General features: G+C 63.2%; 12 protein-coding genes, 1 tRNA gene, 2 rRNA genes and 1 pseudogene (1 of these 16 running past the window's edge). 3 read left to right on the top strand and 13 right to left on the bottom strand.

From position 1 onward, the window contains the following. Positions 1-15 precede the first annotated feature (15 nt). From D3874_RS04165 to D3874_RS04150, 4 genes are all read right to left on the bottom strand, one after another. Positions 16-825: an SDR family NAD(P)-dependent oxidoreductase gene (locus D3874_RS04165; RefSeq protein WP_199698930.1), complete on the bottom strand. Its 810-nt coding sequence runs from the start codon at positions 823-825 to the stop codon at positions 16-18. A gap of 14 nt (positions 826-839) precedes the next feature. After that, the gene (locus D3874_RS04160; RefSeq protein WP_119776904.1) at positions 840-1,637 is read right to left on the bottom strand and encodes an SDR family NAD(P)-dependent oxidoreductase; all 798 of its coding nucleotides are present in this window, start codon (positions 1,635-1,637) and stop codon (positions 840-842) included. Between the two features lie 91 nt (positions 1,638-1,728). Next, positions 1,729-3,093, bottom strand: coding sequence for a 2-hydroxyacyl-CoA dehydratase subunit D (locus D3874_RS04155; RefSeq protein ID WP_199698929.1), 1,365 nt, complete (start codon positions 3,091-3,093; stop codon positions 1,729-1,731). A 44-nt stretch (positions 3,094-3,137) separates the two neighbouring features. After that, complete coding sequence (locus tag D3874_RS04150) at positions 3,138-4,283, bottom strand: 2-hydroxyacyl-CoA dehydratase subunit D (protein ID WP_119776901.1); 1,146 nt, start codon at positions 4,281-4,283, stop codon at positions 3,138-3,140. A 282-nt stretch (positions 4,284-4,565) separates the two neighbouring features. On the opposite strand from D3874_RS04150, the gene D3874_RS04145 reads away from it, so the two are divergent. Continuing rightward, positions 4,566-5,711: an acyl-CoA dehydrogenase family protein gene (locus D3874_RS04145; RefSeq protein ID WP_119776899.1), complete on the top strand. Its 1,146-nt coding sequence runs from the start codon at positions 4,566-4,568 to the stop codon at positions 5,709-5,711. Between the two features lie 23 nt (positions 5,712-5,734). Here D3874_RS04145 and D3874_RS29945 read toward each other — a convergent pair. Next, a pseudogene (locus tag D3874_RS29945) lies at positions 5,735-6,527 on the bottom strand (enoyl-CoA hydratase/isomerase family protein). Between the two features lie 162 nt (positions 6,528-6,689). Between D3874_RS29945 and D3874_RS04130 the strand changes: the two are divergent. Together D3874_RS04130 and D3874_RS04125 are read left to right on the top strand one after the other, a co-directional pair. Further along, entirely contained in the window at positions 6,690-7,178 is a 489-nt protein-coding gene (locus D3874_RS04130; protein WP_119776890.1) for a MarR family winged helix-turn-helix transcriptional regulator, read from the top strand. Positions 7,179-7,245: 67 nt separating this feature from the next. Next, a complete protein-coding gene (locus D3874_RS04125) occupies positions 7,246-7,743 on the top strand; it encodes a PaaI family thioesterase (RefSeq protein ID WP_158595828.1) in 498 nt (165 codons plus the stop codon). Here the strand turns inward: D3874_RS04125 and D3874_RS04120 are convergent. The 8 genes from D3874_RS04120 to D3874_RS04085 form a co-directional block, all read right to left on the bottom strand. After that, positions 7,740-8,447 (bottom strand): ABC transporter ATP-binding protein, encoded by a 708-nt coding sequence (locus D3874_RS04120; RefSeq protein WP_119776885.1) that lies wholly within the window; start codon positions 8,445-8,447, stop codon positions 7,740-7,742. The genes D3874_RS04125 and D3874_RS04120 overlap by 4 nt on opposite strands. Before the next feature lie 3 nt (positions 8,448-8,450). Further along, on the bottom strand, positions 8,451-9,191 hold the full coding sequence (locus tag D3874_RS04115; protein ID WP_119776883.1) for an ABC transporter ATP-binding protein: 741 nt from the start codon (positions 9,189-9,191) through the stop codon (positions 8,451-8,453). Then, positions 9,188-10,126 carry a branched-chain amino acid ABC transporter permease gene (locus tag D3874_RS04110; RefSeq protein WP_158595827.1) on the bottom strand — a complete coding sequence of 313 codons (939 nt, stop codon included), beginning with the start codon at positions 10,124-10,126 and terminating at the stop codon, positions 9,188-9,190. The genes D3874_RS04115 and D3874_RS04110 overlap by 4 nt, the downstream gene beginning before the upstream one ends. After that, positions 10,126-11,019, bottom strand: a complete 894-nt coding sequence (locus D3874_RS04105) for a branched-chain amino acid ABC transporter permease (RefSeq protein ID WP_119776880.1) — start codon at positions 11,017-11,019, stop codon at positions 10,126-10,128. Before D3874_RS04105 ends, D3874_RS04110 begins: the two co-directional genes overlap by 1 nt. An 89-nt stretch (positions 11,020-11,108) precedes the next feature. Continuing rightward, positions 11,109-12,269: an ABC transporter substrate-binding protein gene (locus tag D3874_RS04100; protein WP_119776877.1), complete on the bottom strand. Its 1,161-nt coding sequence runs from the start codon at positions 12,267-12,269 to the stop codon at positions 11,109-11,111. A gap of 774 nt (positions 12,270-13,043) precedes the next feature. Then, positions 13,044-13,120: transfer RNA gene (locus D3874_RS04095), tRNA-Met, on the bottom strand. Between the two features lie 66 nt (positions 13,121-13,186). Beyond that, a 5S ribosomal RNA gene (gene rrf / locus D3874_RS04090) occupies positions 13,187-13,302 on the bottom strand. A gap of 134 nt (positions 13,303-13,436) precedes the next feature. After that, positions 13,437-15,317, bottom strand: a 23S ribosomal RNA gene (locus D3874_RS04085); it runs 866 nt beyond the window's last position.

The following is a 15,317-nucleotide window of genomic DNA, read 5'->3' as shown; positions in this document are numbered from 1 at the left end:
GTCGGTCGCACTCTGTCAGAGCGCGAACCGGCCGAAGGGATGCGTGCTGCTGATGCCGCCATCGGCGGCGATGAGTTGACCGTCGACATAGGCGCTGTCGTCGCTGGCGAGGAAGGCGGCAACCGCCGCGATTTCCTCGACCCGGCCGGTCCGGCGCAGGGGCGTGAGCGCGCCCAGCTTGCCGTCGGCCCCCTTGCTGCGGGCATGATCGAAAATCGGCCTGGTCAGCCCGGTTTCGGTCAGGCCCGGCAGGACGGCGTTCACCCGCACATTGGTGCCGGCAAAGGCATTGGCGGCATTCATGGTCAGGCTGTTCACCGCCGCCTTGGCCGCGCTGTAGGCCATGGTGCCGCCGTTCGCGCGCAGCGATCCGGTGGAGGAATTGAGGATGATCGAGCCCGTCCCCCGCGCCACCATGTGCCGGCCCGCGTGCTTCACCGCCAGGAAGGCGCTGATCACATTGTCGCGGTACTGCTGCTCCCAGATTTCGACGGTCTGGTCGAATAGGGGCACCATCCGGTCGGTATTGCCGGCATTGGCAAAGAAGATCTCCAGGCCGCCCAGTGCTTCGAGGCAATGCCCGACCGCGGCGGCAACCTCGTCCTCCCGTGTGGCATCGGCGACGAAGGGCTCGGCGATGCCGCCGGCGGCGCGGACCTCGGCCACGGTCTCGGCTAGCGTCCTGGCGGTGCGGCCGACCGCGAGCACGCGCGCGCCCTCGGCAGCGAAGCGCAGCGCGCTCGCCTGGCCGATGCCGCTGCCGGCCCCGGTGACGATCGCGCGCCGGCCTTCCAGGCGCCGCATCGGGGAATAGCCCGCCTTCATGGCGCCCGCGCCCATCAGGCGGCCGAAATGCCGCCGTTCAGGCTGATCGCCTGACCGGAGATCTTGGCCGCCGCCGGGCTGGCCAGGAAGACGATCAGCTCGGCCATGTCGGCGGGATTGACCACGCCGAGCTGGGCCATCTTCACCGCCTTGCCGAACAACTTGCCCGAGAATTCGTCGGCCATGACCTTGCCGTAGGTCGCCGTGCCCTTGATGATCGAGGGGGTGACGATGTTGACCCGGATGCCGTGGCGCTTCGCTTCCATGGCCAGGGTGCGCGAAAACATGATGATGCCTGCCATGGCGGCGCCGATCACGGATTCGCCCGGCGTCGTCAGCTTGCCGGCGTCGGAGGCGATGTTGACGATGGCCCCGCCGCCCTTCTCCGTCATCCAGGGCAGGACGATCCGGCTGGTCAGCAGCGGCGCCATCATCTGCGTCAGGACGATCTTCTGGATCTCCTCCAGGGCGATGTTGTGGAACAGCTTGGGGCCATAGGGCCCGACCGTGGAGTTCACCAGGACGTCGACGCTGCTGAAGCTGGCGCGGGCCGCCTCGCAGACCCGCTGTGCATCGGCAGCGAGATTGCAGTCGCCGGCGAAGAACTCCACCCGGGCGCCAGGCACCCGGGCCAGCACAGCCTGGCGCGCGGCCTCGCCCCGCCCGGCATCTCGGCCGACGATGCCGACGGCGGGCGCCCCCGCCGCCGCGAAGTGGATCGCCGTCTCCAGCCCCACCCCGGACGTCCCGCCGGTGATGAGGACATTGCTGGCATTCAAAGGCAGCACGATGCGCTGTGGCGCATTGCTCATTTTCTCCGCTCCTCCCAGAGCTTGTCGATTCTTCTAGGCCCGGATACTTGGGGCCGACGCCGCTATCCTAACGCTGTCCTGCCTGCCCCGCTCACGCCGCCCGGCGCTGGGCGTCCATGGATTCGATCATCGCTTCCAGGCGCGTGTTCAGCAGCTCGTCCTTGTAGAAGGACTCGTCGGCGACATCGCCTTCGAAGAACAGTGCCTGGCGGCCGTTGCGCTTGGCGGAATCGGCGATCAGGAACTGGGAATTGGTCATGCCCCGGCAGGTGCGCGAGGCATGCATGACCATGCCGTTGACGTTGAACTTCTCGCAGATCTTCTCGATTTCCCCGATCATGATCGGCGCACCGTGATTGTTGGGGCAGATCAGGTAGTTCTGCGCCATGCCCAGCACCGGGTCCTTGAGATCGATGAGCTGCGGCTCCTGCCAGAACGACATGTGTGTGTAACGCCCGGCGACGACGCAGGCATTGACCGCGGCGAACTTGTCGGCCAGCCAGCCGACCTTGTTCCAGTTCATCATGCCGTCGAAGAACAGGCGGTATTTCTCGTCCTTCACGGCGCCTTCGCCGCTCGCGATGCGCTGCTGGATCTCGGCCTTCACGCCTTCGAAATAGGTGACCAGGTTCTGGTCGCCCGGCAGGAAGTTCACCGGCGCGATGCTGACGATCCAGTCGAAGAAACTGGCCGGCGACGGCGTCGTCGTGCACAGGTCCATCGCCTCGAGGCGGAGTTCGGCGGCGCGCTTGACATAGGACATGACCTCGCTCAGCCGGTCGAAATCGTATTTCCGGCCGCTGTGCTCCTCGATGAAGCGGGTCATGGCCATCAACTGATCGGCGACGTAGCGTGAACGCTCGTTCCATTCGTCGCCACGCAGATAGCCGGCATCGGTCCGCCCGCCCCACAGCAGCGGGATCGAAATGGTGAACATCGGCACCTTCTTGCCGAACAGGCGATAGGTGATGTCGTCCCACTGCTGGCCCGAGCTGCAGTAGGGGTAGGCATTGATGATCATGTCGGGCGCCGGCAGCTTGCGCATGGTCTCGGCCCGGGGGTCGTCCGGTGCAATGCCGAGGGTTCCGTCATTCAGCTTCTGCAGGTCGATCAGGGCCTGGCCGATGTGGGTGCGGGCATAGGAGCACAGCTCGCGGTCATAGCCCCATTGTTCGCCGGCCTTCTGCGCCGGGATCTCGCCGTGCTTTGCGGCAAGATAGGCCGACCAGGCCTCGCCGTGCACCCAGGCCAGATCGTGGGCGTGGAAGAACGGCGGTATATAGGTCCCGTTGTACCAGACCACCATCTTGCCCTGTTCGCGCGCGCTGAACAGGTTGTCCCAGTAATCGTTGACCAGGCGGCCGCCGAACTTGGTGCTCTTCAGGCGATTGGCCCGCTCGCCGTTGCCGAAGATCGGGCTGGCCGAGGGGCCTTGCGTCGCGATGTGCTGCATCATGCGTTCCTCCTGATTGATGTTGAACAAGGCGCCGGTCCCGGCCCTCAGGCCGCGGCCCGGCGCCTGGCGATTTCCATGAAAGTCTCGAGCCGGGTCTTCAGGGCCTCGATCGGCATTTCCTCGTGTTCGGTCTCGATCATGAGGTGAGGGATGCCGCGCTTCTCGAAGGCCGCCTTGATCTCCGGGTAGAAATACATATGGGGCTCGCAGAACTTGGCGAGGAGCACGATAAGCCCCTGCGCCCCGGAGGCCTGCACCGCCTTCAGCAGGTAATCCTCCCAGTCCAGGTCCTTCACCGCCCGGGTCGGGCAGGGCACCTTCTTGCTCCGCGACAGGTACCATTCGGCGAGGGCATCGACGGGCGGCGCCGTCTCGTCGATGTCGGCGAAAATGAAGCGGAAGCCGTGGTAGAGGTCGTCGTCGACGACGATCCCGCCACACTCCTCGACCAGATCGAGCACGGCGAGCTTGGGCGCATGGCACAGGTGGCCGGACAGGAAGACGCGGACGCCGGGCGCCGGCGGCCTGGCCTTGAGCTGCGCCATCAGTTGTTCGAGCAAGGCGCAATGTTCCGCCTTGTCCATCACCATCGAGGATTTGACGACCGCCTGCATCTGCCGGCCCGTCAGAGAAATCCGCCCTGCTCGCCGCAGATCGTAGAGTTGCCGGATCAGGCTGCGGTTGCGGTTGAACAGACGGATCGACTCCCGGACCCGCCCCTCGTCGATCGGGTGGCCGATGAGGACTTCGAGCTCGTGCCACAGCCGGCGGAACGTTCCCTGTGTCTCCCGCATCGCCCATTCCGCATCCAGGATGGAGCAGAGCTGGTTGAACAGGATCGGCAGCTGGGGAACGTTGGCGCGGATCACGTCCGCGGTGCCCAGAAGCTGCACGCAATGGTCGCCGAACAGGATGGCGTCCAGGACGGCGAATTCGCCGCGCAGCGCCTGGTCGATGATGCTGCGGTTATAGCCGCAATAGAAATTGAAGACGTTGCTCTGGCCGATCGTGATCGGCTCGTCATCTTCCTGAAGAATGATCGGCAGCCCACCCGCCGCATGCGCCAGCTCGCCGGGGAAGTGCATCGGGAACAGCCCTATCACCTTGCGGCCCGTCGCTTCCTTCCACTGGCGCGCATAGGCGAGCGGCCGCGCCGCCACCTCCTCCAGAACAGACAGAACCGTCTCCATCCAGGGCTTCCTCCGAGCTGTGGGAGCCGCTTCAACCGCGCCCTTCCCAAACCGTACGCATACACACTAGTGAGTCCTACTTATTACGTCAATGCTGAAAGACTCATCCTCCGGCAGCCGCCACGCCGCACAAATCCTAGGTTTTTCGCCACTTTCATGTGATCGACCGGGACGCGCCACTTGACAGTAGGTCAAAAAAATCAGCACAACGGAGCATATAGTGAGTTAGACTGACTTAACACGGCGGCATAAACCGCAGAGGACCGGGGAGAGGGTCGAATCGTGGATTTCGAGTTCACCGAGGAGCAGAAGATCGTCGTCGCCTCCTTGAGGAGTTTCGCGACCGAGGAACTGCTGCCCAAATACGCCCATTGGGACCGGACCGGCGAATTCCCCGCCGAGATCTGGCAAAAAATGGGCGCGATGGGCCTGCTCGGCCTCCGCGTGCCGGAAGCCTATGGCGGCCAGGCGCTCGATTGCGTCACCGCCGGCCTTGCCATCGAGGAGGTGGCGCGCGGCGACTTCAACTGCTGCTATGGCATTCTCAATTCCTCTTTCGCCGGCGACCTGCTGGGCAAATACGCGGCGCCCGAAATCCAGGCGGCCTGGCTGCCGGCGATGGCATCCGGGGACAAGGTCGTGTGCATCTGCCTGACCGAGCCCCATTGCGGCTCCGATGCGGCCTCGATCCGCGCGCGCGCGCTCAGGCGCGGCGACCACTATGTCCTGAACGGCGAGAAGTCGGCGATCACCCTGCTGATGGCGGGCGATGCCGGCATCGTCTTCGCCAAGACCGCACCGGAGGCGGGCGCCAAGGGTGTCTCCGCCTTCCTCGTGCCCCTCGACTTGCCAGGGATCACGCGCCTGCCCTATGCCGACATGGGGGCCAAGGGAATCGTCCGCGGCTCCCTGTTCCTGGAAGACGTCGAGATCCCTGCAGGCAATCTGATCGGCCCCGAGAACGGCGCCTTCTCGCGGGTGATGCAGACCTTCGAGTACACGCGCGGCCTGATCGGCCTGATGTGCATCGGCGCGGCACAGGTAACGCTGGAAGAGACCATCACCTATACCAAGGACCGGACCGCCTTCGGCCAGCCGATCTCGAAGAACCAAGGGGTGTCCTTCCCGATCGCCGAATGGTTCACGCGCCTCACCATGGCGCGCTGGCACTGCTATCGCACCCTGTGGCTGCGCGACCAGGGCCTGCCGCACAACAGCGAAGCGGCAATGTGCAAGGGCTTCATCCCCGAAATCTGCATGGGGACGATCCAGGACTGCATGGTGCTGCATGGCCACTATGGTTACACGCAGGATTTCCCGGTCGAACAGCGGCTGCGCGACGTTGCCGGCCAGTTGATCGCCGACGGCACGCCCCAGATCCAGAAGCTGATCATCGCCCGGGGCCTGTTCGGGCGGGACTTCGTATGACCGCCGTGCCCCGCCCGATCCCCCTATCGTCCGGTGAACCGGGGCGGGCGCCGCGCGGCAAAGGCGGTCATGCCTTCCCAGGCGTCGTCGCTGGTCGAAAGCCGGGCCAGTTCCTGTATCTCGTCCTCGAGCAGGGCCTCGAGCCCCTGGAGGCGCCCGGTCAGCATGGTCCGCTTGATCCCGCCATAGGCCCGCGTCGGCCCGGCGGCGAGTTTCAGGGCCGTGGCCTCGGCCGCGGCGAAGAGGTCATCCGGCTCGACCAAGTAATCGATCAGGCCGGCCGCCTTCGCCGCGGGGGCATCGAGGGTCTCGGACAGCATCAGGAACTGCTTGGCCCGGGCATAGCCCATGCGCGCCGGCAAGGAAAAGGTCGAACCGCTGTCGGCGCAGAAGCCGATCATCGGAAAGGCCGAGGTGAATTTCGCCTGGCTCGAGCCATAGACGAAATCAGACAGGGCGACGAGCGAGACGGCCCCCCGGCGACACCCCCTGCACCGCGGTGACGACCGGGGCGTCCATGCGCTGGAACCGGGAAATCGCGGTGTGCAGGTCGGCGGTGATGCGCCTGGCGATGCCCGGGATCGCCGACCGGTCGGGCAGGAACATGTTGATGTCGCCGCCGACGCTGAAGAAGCGCCCCTGCGCCGTGATCAGCACGGCGCGGACATCGTCCCGGTTCGCCAGTTCGATGGCGACCGCCCGCATCTCGCGACTGAAGGCGAGATCGAGCGGATTGCCCCGTGCCGCCTGCGTCAGCGTGATGCGGGCGAGCCCCGCCTCCACGGTGCAGGCGACGCTGTCAGCCGACGACGCCATCACATTATCCGACATCTTCTTCCTCCCTTTTCCCAAGAACCGAACACCAGATCTTTAACGATGCAATACAAATACATCAATAGGAAATATAACTCGGGCTTAATTAGCAGAATTACTCGAACCCATATTGAATAAACCCGAAATAGAAAGGAGGCCGAAAAGATGTTCGTCGACGAAAAAAGGGATATTCGGCTGGGATACCTGATTCACGACGTATCCCGGCTGCGACGCCTGCTCTTTGACCGCGAGCTCGCGCCCTTAGGGATTACGCGGTCACAATGGTGGGTCCTGGCCTTCGTCGCGCGCCACGACGGCCTGCCCCAGACTCAGCTCGCCCACGAGCTGGACCTGGGCAAGGTATCGCTCGGCGCGATCATCGACCGGCTGGAGGCATCGGGCTTTGTCGCCCGCCTGCCGGACTCGGATGACCGGCGGCTGAAGCGGATCTTCCTGACCGAGAAGGCACGGGCGCTGCTCGACGACATCATCCCGGTCAGCCAGCTCTTCAACGAGCGGATCCTGGCCGGCATCCCGCGCGAGGATCTGGAACAGGCGGCACGGACCCTGTCGCGGATGAAGGTCAACCTCATCGCCGCCGGCGGCCAGGAGAGCGACCATGACCTCGACCTGCTGATCGAGAATGTCGCCTGACCCGATGGCACACGCAACATCCCGAAAAGGCGCAGGGGACCTGGCACCCGCCCCCGAAAGACAAGACATGAACGCAATCGTCGACATCATCACGCAGGATCTGCCGGACGACCCACCCCACGGCTTCCGCCCCATCCCGATCGACGGTGGCTTCGCCCAGGTCTTCGGCACGGTCTATGGCAGGATAGACGGGGCCCGGCTGCTGCTGGGCTTCCGCTGCGGCCGGCGCCACCTCAACCCTTCCGGCAACTGCCATGGCGGCGCGCTGGCGAGCTTTGCCGATCTGCAGGCCTTTGGCGCCCAGCACGCCATCGGTTACGACACCCATATCGAGCCGACGATCAACCTCGACATCGACTATCTCGCCCCGGTGAGGCCCGGCGACTGGGTCGAGGCGGAAACCACCGTACTCAAGACGACGGGACGCATGCTATTCTCGTCCATGCTCGCGAAAGTGGACCTGTCGCCGGTGTTCCACGCCAAGGCGATCTTCCGCCTGCACCACAGGGCTGATCCGACCGGCCTCGCCCGGCTCGCCTGGCTCACTAGCCCGGCGGGGACCTAAATGTAAAGGTACCGGTCCTGCACTTCCCGGTTGGCGCGCAATTCCTGCGCCGTGCCGGCGAAGACGATCGAGCCCTTCTCGAGAACGTAGCAGCGATCGCTCAGGGCCAGCACGAAGTCGAGGTTCTGTTCCGCCAGGATGATGGACAGGCCCGCCTCCTTCAGTTCCCGGATCTTCTTTTCGATGCCGGCAACGATGATGGGGGCGACCCCCTCCGACGGCTCGTCGAGCAGAAGCAGTTCAGGATTGCCCATCAGTGTACGACCGATGGTGAGCATCTGCTGCTGACCGCCGCTGAGCAGGCCGCCTTCGCGCTGTTTGAAGGGGAGCAGGTCGGGAAAGAACTCGAAGACCCGGTCCTCGTCCCAGGGTATCTGGCCGGGGCGTGGCGGCAATCGGGCGACGTCGAGATTTTCCCACACCGTGAGGGAGGAGAAGATCCGCCGGTCCTCGGGCACATAGCCGATCCCGGCCCGGGCGTTGCGGTGCGGCGACCGGCGCAGAATCTGCTCGCCCTTCCACAAGATCGACCCGGCGCGCGGCGGCGTAAGCCCCATGATGCCGCGCATGGTGGTCGACTTGCCGACGCCGTTGCGCCCGACCAGCGACACCAGCTCGCCGCGGCCCACCGTCAGCGCGACATCGTGCAGGACCTTGCTCAGGCCATAGCAGACGTTGAGGCCTTCGACCCTCAGGAGTTCCATCGCTCAGTCTTTCCCAAGATAGATGCGCTTGACGTCCTCGTTCTCGCGCACCGCGTCGGGGGCGCCATCGGCAATGATCTCGCCGTGGTGGAGGACCGAGATGGTGCTCGCGATCTCGAACACGACGTTCATGTCATGCTCGGTGAACAGCAGGGTCAGGCCGCGCCTGGCGACGATCTCCCGGATCAGCCTGATGCTCGCCTTGGTCTCGGCGATGGACATGCCCGCGGTGGGCTCGTCAAGCAGGAGCATCTTCGGATCGGCCGCCAGGGCGACCGCCAGTTCCAGTTGCTTCTGCTTGCCGTGGGCGAGTTCGCCTGCACGACGCGCCGCGTCGCCGGCCAGTTGCACCAGGTCGAGCAGCGCCATGGCTTCGCCCCGGAACAGGCCGGCGGCGGAGCGCAGGAAGCTGTAGTTCAGCCCGGCATTGGCGATCAGCGCGACCTGGACATTCTCGAAGGCGGTCTTGCGCGGGAAGACGTTCACCTTCTGGAACGACCGCGCCATGCCGATCTTCACGATGTCGTGAGGCCGCATGCGGCCCAGCTTGCGGCCCTGGAAATGCACATCGCCCGCGTCGGGCGCGACCATGCCGCTGATCAGGTTGAACAGGGTGGTCTTGCCGGCGCCGTTGGGCCCGATCACCGCGTGGGTGGCCCCGGCCTCGACGCTCAGGGTCACGTTGTTGATGGCGGTGAAGCCGCCGAAGCGCTTGGTGGCCTGGGTAACCTGCAGGATCGTCATGGTGTCGTCGGCCTCCTCAACCGGCGGCGCAGCCGCTGGAACAGGCCGACGATCCCCTCAGGTGCCGCCAGCACGATGACCATCAGGATGATGCCGAGCACGATCGGCCAATATTCCGTGTACTGGTGGATCGTCATCTCCAGCAGGTAGAGCAAGGTGGCGCCCAGGATCGGGCCGACGAAGGAATGCACCCCGCCTAGCAGGACCATGATCACCACCTGCCCCGACTGGGTCCAGAACGCGGTCTGGGGATACATGCCGCGCACATAGATCGCCAGCAGGCAGCCGGCGACGCCGGCGAAGACACCGGCGATCACGAAGGCGACCAGTTGCATCCGGCGCACATGGAGGCCGAGGAACCCGGCGCGTACCGGGTTTTCGCGGATGGCGATGAAGGTCCGCCCCATGGCGGAACGGCTGAGGATCCAGAGGGCGGCGACCGACAGGCTGGTGACCCCCAGGGTGAACCAGAAGAAGCCGACCGGATCGGTCAGGAATTGGGGCAAGGTCACGCCGACGAAGCCGTCGTCGCCGCCGGTCACCGCCTTCCATTTGACCGCCACCGCCCAGACCAGCATGGAAAAGGCCAGCGTCAGCATCGAGAAATAGATCGCATTCAGCCGGACGCAGACCAGGCCGATCAGCAGGGCTGAGACGGCGGTCAGCACCACCGCGCCGGCCATGCTGGCGGCCAGCGGCCAGCCGGCCGTGGTCAGCAGATAGGCGCAGGCATAGCCGCCGATGGCAAAGAACGCGGCGTGGCCGAAGGAGATGCTGCCGATATGCCCGGCAAGCACATTGAGGCTGAGCGCGAAGAGGCTGAAGATCATGATCTGCGATGCCAGGTCGACCAGGTAGCGCGAGCCGGCCAGGGGTAGCAGCAGCAACACCAGGAAGGTTACGAGCAGGAAGATTAATTGCGGGCGGCTGGTCATCAGTGACGCTCCTGCTCCGGTTTGCCGAACAGTCCCCATGGCCTGATCATCAAGACCACGACCATCATCACGTAGACGGCGACGATCACCCATTCCTGCAGGAAGAAGGAGCCGAAAATGGTGACGAGCCCCAGCGCCAGGGCGCCGACGAAGCTGCCGAGCAGGCTGCCCAGGCCACCGATGATGACGACGACGAAGGCGTCGATGATCACCAGGCTGTCCATCCCGGGATCGACGGCGGAGCGTGGCGCCGCCAGGGCCCCGCCGACCGCGGCCAGCATCGAGCCGACGATGAAGACGGTCGAATAGACGCGCTTTACGTCCGTGCCCAGGGCGCCCAGCATCTCACGGTCGAGGCGGGCGGCCCGGACGATGCGGCCCCAGCGCGTCCGCTCCATAAAGAACCACAGAACGACGGCGATCACCGGCCCGACCAGGCACAGGAACAGCATATAGGCCGGATAATGGCTGACCCCCAGATCGATCGCCCCGCGCAGGAAGGGCGGCGCAGCGATACTGTATTGCCCCGAGCCCCAGATCATCTTGACCAGATCCTTGATGATCATGACCAGGGCGAAGGTGAACAGGAGCTGGAGCATGTGCTCCTTGTCATAGAGCCGGGCCAGCAGCCGCTCGACGAGGAAGGCGGCGGCCCCCATGATGGCGGCGGCACCGAGGATGCCCAGGAAGAAGCCGGCATTGGTATCGCCGGTCGCCTGGATCACCGAATAGGCGGCATAGGCGCCGATCATGTAGAAGGCGCCGTGGGCGAAATTGACGATCCGCAGCACGCCGAACATCAAGGTCAGGCCGGCGGCGATGATGAAGAGGTTCATGCCAAGCGAGATCGAATTCATCACCTGGATGAACAGCACGGTCGGATTGGAAAACATGCAGGCGGTCCCTTATGCCCCGGCGAGATGGGTGAGCGAGCCCCTGCCGCAGCCCTCGGGCCGCGGCAGGGATCCTTGCTTTCGCGCGCCTACCGGACGACCGTCAAACTGGTCAGGCGCTTGACGTCCGTCCCCTCGATCGTCGTCACCTGGCCGTAGAATTCCGGCGAACTGGCGCGATGGGTCGTGGGATCGATGGTCAGCGGCCCCAGGGGTGAATCGATGGTCAGGCCCTCCAGCGCCTTGGCCACCGCCTCCGGATCGGCCGAGCCCGCCTTCTTGATTGCCGCCGCCAGGAAATAGACCGCGTTGTAACCGGTGATCGGCCACATGTCGGTTTCCTTGCGACCCTGCAGGGCGGCGAGGCCGGCCTGATACTTGGTATGGGCGGGCGAGCCCTCGTAATACCAGACGTCGGCGGAGGAGGCCCACAGCCCTTCCGGGAAATCCTTGCCGAGCGCCGCGGCGACGGCATAGTCGCCGGTGTTGGCACCCCACAGCAGCTTCTTGCTCTCAAACAGGCCGAAGGGTGCCGCCTGCTTGACGAAGGCGATGAAGCCGCCGCCGTACATGGTGCCGACGACCGTGTCGCAGGAATTGGCAATCAACTGGGTGATGACCGCGCTGTAATCCGTCGCGTTGATCGGGACCAGGAATTCGCCGGCGTTCTCGATACCGCCCATGTTCGCCTTGATGCCGGCGAACCAGTCCTTGGTATAGGCATAGTCATAGCCGGTGAAGCAGATGCTCTTCGTGCCCATGCCCTTGAGCACGTCGATGGCCCGGACACCGTCGATGTCGGTCGTCGGGGCGAGCTGGAAGATGTAGTGGTGCAGCTTGGCGCCGGTGATCGCCTCGGTCTTCGCGGAAGGGGAGATGTTGACCACCTTCTCCTCGCGCGCCAGTTCGGACACCGCAAGCCCGGTCGCCGAGGTGGCGGGGCCGATGAAGAGCTTGACGCCCTCGCGCGTGATCAGTTCGCGGGCGGCGGCAACCGCTGCATCGGGCCGCATCTGTTCGTCGCGCAGGAGAATTTCAAGTTTGCGGCCATCGATGCCGCCCGCCTCGTTGATCTCCTTGACCGCGAGGCGCACCCCGTCGCCGATCCCCTGGCCGACATAGGCGGCACCGCCCGAGATCGGCAGGATGACACCGACCTTGATCGTGTCTTCCGCCCGTGCCCCCTGCGCGGCGAAAAGCATTGCGGCGAGCACGCCGCCGAAAAACGATGGGCTCAAGAACCTGTTCATTGTTATCCCTCCCTTTATAAGGATAATCTTGTATTTATTTGCCTATGATTGCCAATTCATGGGTATTGTTAAGTATTTTTCATCCTTCCCCCCGATCTTATTCGTCTATTTACCTACTCCACCCCGGACAGGCGGCGACTGAAGCACCCCGGCATGGCACACAGGATGATGGGTTGCATTCTATAAGCTTGGCTCATTGAGTATGCACAAGCAGACACATATGATAGAGAATCGCTGGCGTATGGGCATGCTGGCCTTACTCACCTGTTGTTTGACAAGCGTGCTGCGTGCGTGCAGCGGCTCGCTTTCAAGTTGAACTCACCTACGCTCGGGCCAACCACCCCACACGCCAATTTCTAACTCATTATAATATACTTGACAATACACTTGCGTACTTCTCTGTAAAAATTTGCATCCTCCTCCCTGCAAGTGGGCGCCCTGAACGCGCTCGCCACCCCTCTCGGCACCGCCTATTGAGCATTACTCACCTTGATTGGCGCCTCGCTCAGCGACCGCGACACCCACGGGCTTTTCGCCCGCTCCACCCCGATATGGATCAGATCAATGGCTTCCGATCGGCGAGCCATGTCAGAGCCATTGCATCATCCGCCATGACTCGATCCACGGAGAATCCTACGGCCCGAGAACAAACAGTGCCCGGCGGGTCCTGATTTATCCCAATTTCGGTGGCGACACGGTGGCGACACGGGGATGGGGTATAAACGCAAAAGGCGCCCCGAGGGGCGCCTATGTGTCTGGGTTCATTCGAGGATTTGGTTGCGGGGGCCAGATTTGAACTGACGACCTTCAGGTTATGAGCCTGACGAGCTACCGGGCTGCTCCACCCCGCGGTATGGGTCTGTGCCTTGTGAGGCGGAGGAACGTTACATTGTGAGGTTAGCCTGTTTGCTTTGCAGGCCTGGCGGCGACCTACTCTTCCGATGCTTAAGCAGCAGTACCATTGGCGCTGAGGGATTTCACGGCCGAGTTCGAGATGGGATCGGGTGTTGGGGCCCTCGCTGTGACCACCAGGCCGGCGAAGCAAACAGGTTTTAAGTTCTCGAAGATGCTGACTGTGGGCATGCGTATTCACGTGATGTGTCGTGGCCGGGGCTTAAGGAGACGTTCTCCTCGCCGGACATGACGGCGGCTGTTTTCACAGCCTTGCGATTGAGCTCTATCGAGCGATTAGTACCAGTCGGCTGCGCCCATTGCTGAGCTTCGACCTCTGGCCTATCGACGTGGTGGTCTTCCACGGCTCTCAGGGAGATCTCGTTTTGAGGTAAGTTTCCCGCTTAGATGCTTTCAGCGGTTATCTCGTCCGTACATAGCTACCCGGCCGTGCCGCTGGCGCGACAACCGGTTCACCAGAGGTACGTCCACCCCGGTCCTCTCGTACTAGGGGCAGCTCCTCTCAAATCTCCAACACCCACGGCAGATAGGGACCGAACTGTCTCACGACGTTCTAAACCCAGCTCACGTACCACTTTAATCGGCGAACAGCCGAACCCTTGGGACCTGCTCCAGCCCCAGGATGTGATGAGCCGACATCGAGGTGCCAAACGATTCCGTCGATATGGACTCTTGGGAATCATCAGCCTGTTATCCCCGGCGTACCTTTTATTCGTTGAGCGATGGCCCTTCCACACGGGACCACCGGATCACTATGACCGTCTTTCGACTCTGCTCGACTTGTAGGTCTCGCAGTCAGGCAGGCTTATGCCATTGCACTCGTCAGCTGATTTCCGACCAGCTTGAGCCTACCATCGCGCGCCTCCGTTACGATTTGGGAGGCGACCGCCCCAGTCAAACTACCCATCATGCAGGGTCCCGGCGCCGGATAACGGCGCGCGGTTAGAGGCCAGAGACCGCCAGGGTGGTATTTCAACGGTGGCTCCACGCGAGCTGGCGCCCGCGCTTCAAAGCCTCCCACCTATGCTACACAAGCGATCCCTAGCACCACTGCAAAACTGTAGTAAAGGTGCACGGGGTCTTTCCGTCTGACCGCGGGTACTCCGCATCTTCACGGAGAGTTCAATTTCGCTGAGCCGATGCTGGAGACAGTGGGGAAGTCGTTACGCCATTCGTGCAGGTCGGAACTTACCCGACAAGGAATTTCGCTACCTTAGGACCGTTATAGTTACGGCCGCCGTTTACCGGGGCTTCGATTCAATGCTTGCACATCTCCTCTTAACCTTCCGGCACCGGGCAGGCGTCAGACCCTATACGTCGTCTCTCGACTTCGCAGAGCCCTGTGTTTTTAGTAAACAGTCGCTACCCCCTGGTCTGTGCCACCCATCACTGCTTGCGCAATGACAGGCACCCCTTCTTCCGAAGTTACGGGGTCAATTTGCCGAGTTCCTTCAGCATCGTTCTCTCAAGCGCCTTGGTATACTCTACCAGTCCACCTGTGTCGGTTTGGGGTACGGTCTATTCGCGGGGGCTATTTCCAGGGACAGCTTCACCGCCCGCCCAATCCAATAAGGGCAAACGATACACACCATCCGTCACCACCCGCAGGCCCAGGAATATTAACCTGGTTCCCATCGACTACGGCTTTCGCCCTCGCCTTAGGGGCCGGCTCACCCTGCGCAGATTAACTTTACGCAGGAACCCTTGGACATTCGGCGTGAGTGTTTCTCACACTCATTTCGCTACTCATGTCAGCATTCTCACTTCCGATACCTCCAGGCCCCCTCACGGGTGACCCTTCACAGGCTTACGGAACGCTCCGCTACCGCTTGCATCACTGCAAACCCGCAGCTTCGGTGCATGGCTTTAGCCCCGATACATTTTCGGCGCAGGCCGGCTTGTTTAGACCAGTGAGCTATTACGCTTTCTTTAAAGGATGGCTGCTTCTAAGCCAACCTCCTGGTTGTTTTGGCCTTCCCACATCCTTCCACACTTAGCCATGACTTGGGGACCTTAGCTGGCGGTCAGGGTTGTTTCCCTCTCGACGACGGACGTTAGCACCCGCCGTCTGCCTGCCGAACTATACTCACCGGTATTCGGAGTTTGGTTAGGTTTGGTAAGTCTTTGGGACCCCCT

Source organism: Oleomonas cavernae, from assembly GCF_003590945.1.
GTDB lineage: Bacteria > Pseudomonadota > Alphaproteobacteria > Zavarziniales > Zavarziniaceae > Zavarzinia > Zavarzinia cavernae.
The sequence above is the reverse complement of the archived record's forward strand: the minus strand, read 5'-3'. Positions and strand labels throughout refer to the sequence as shown.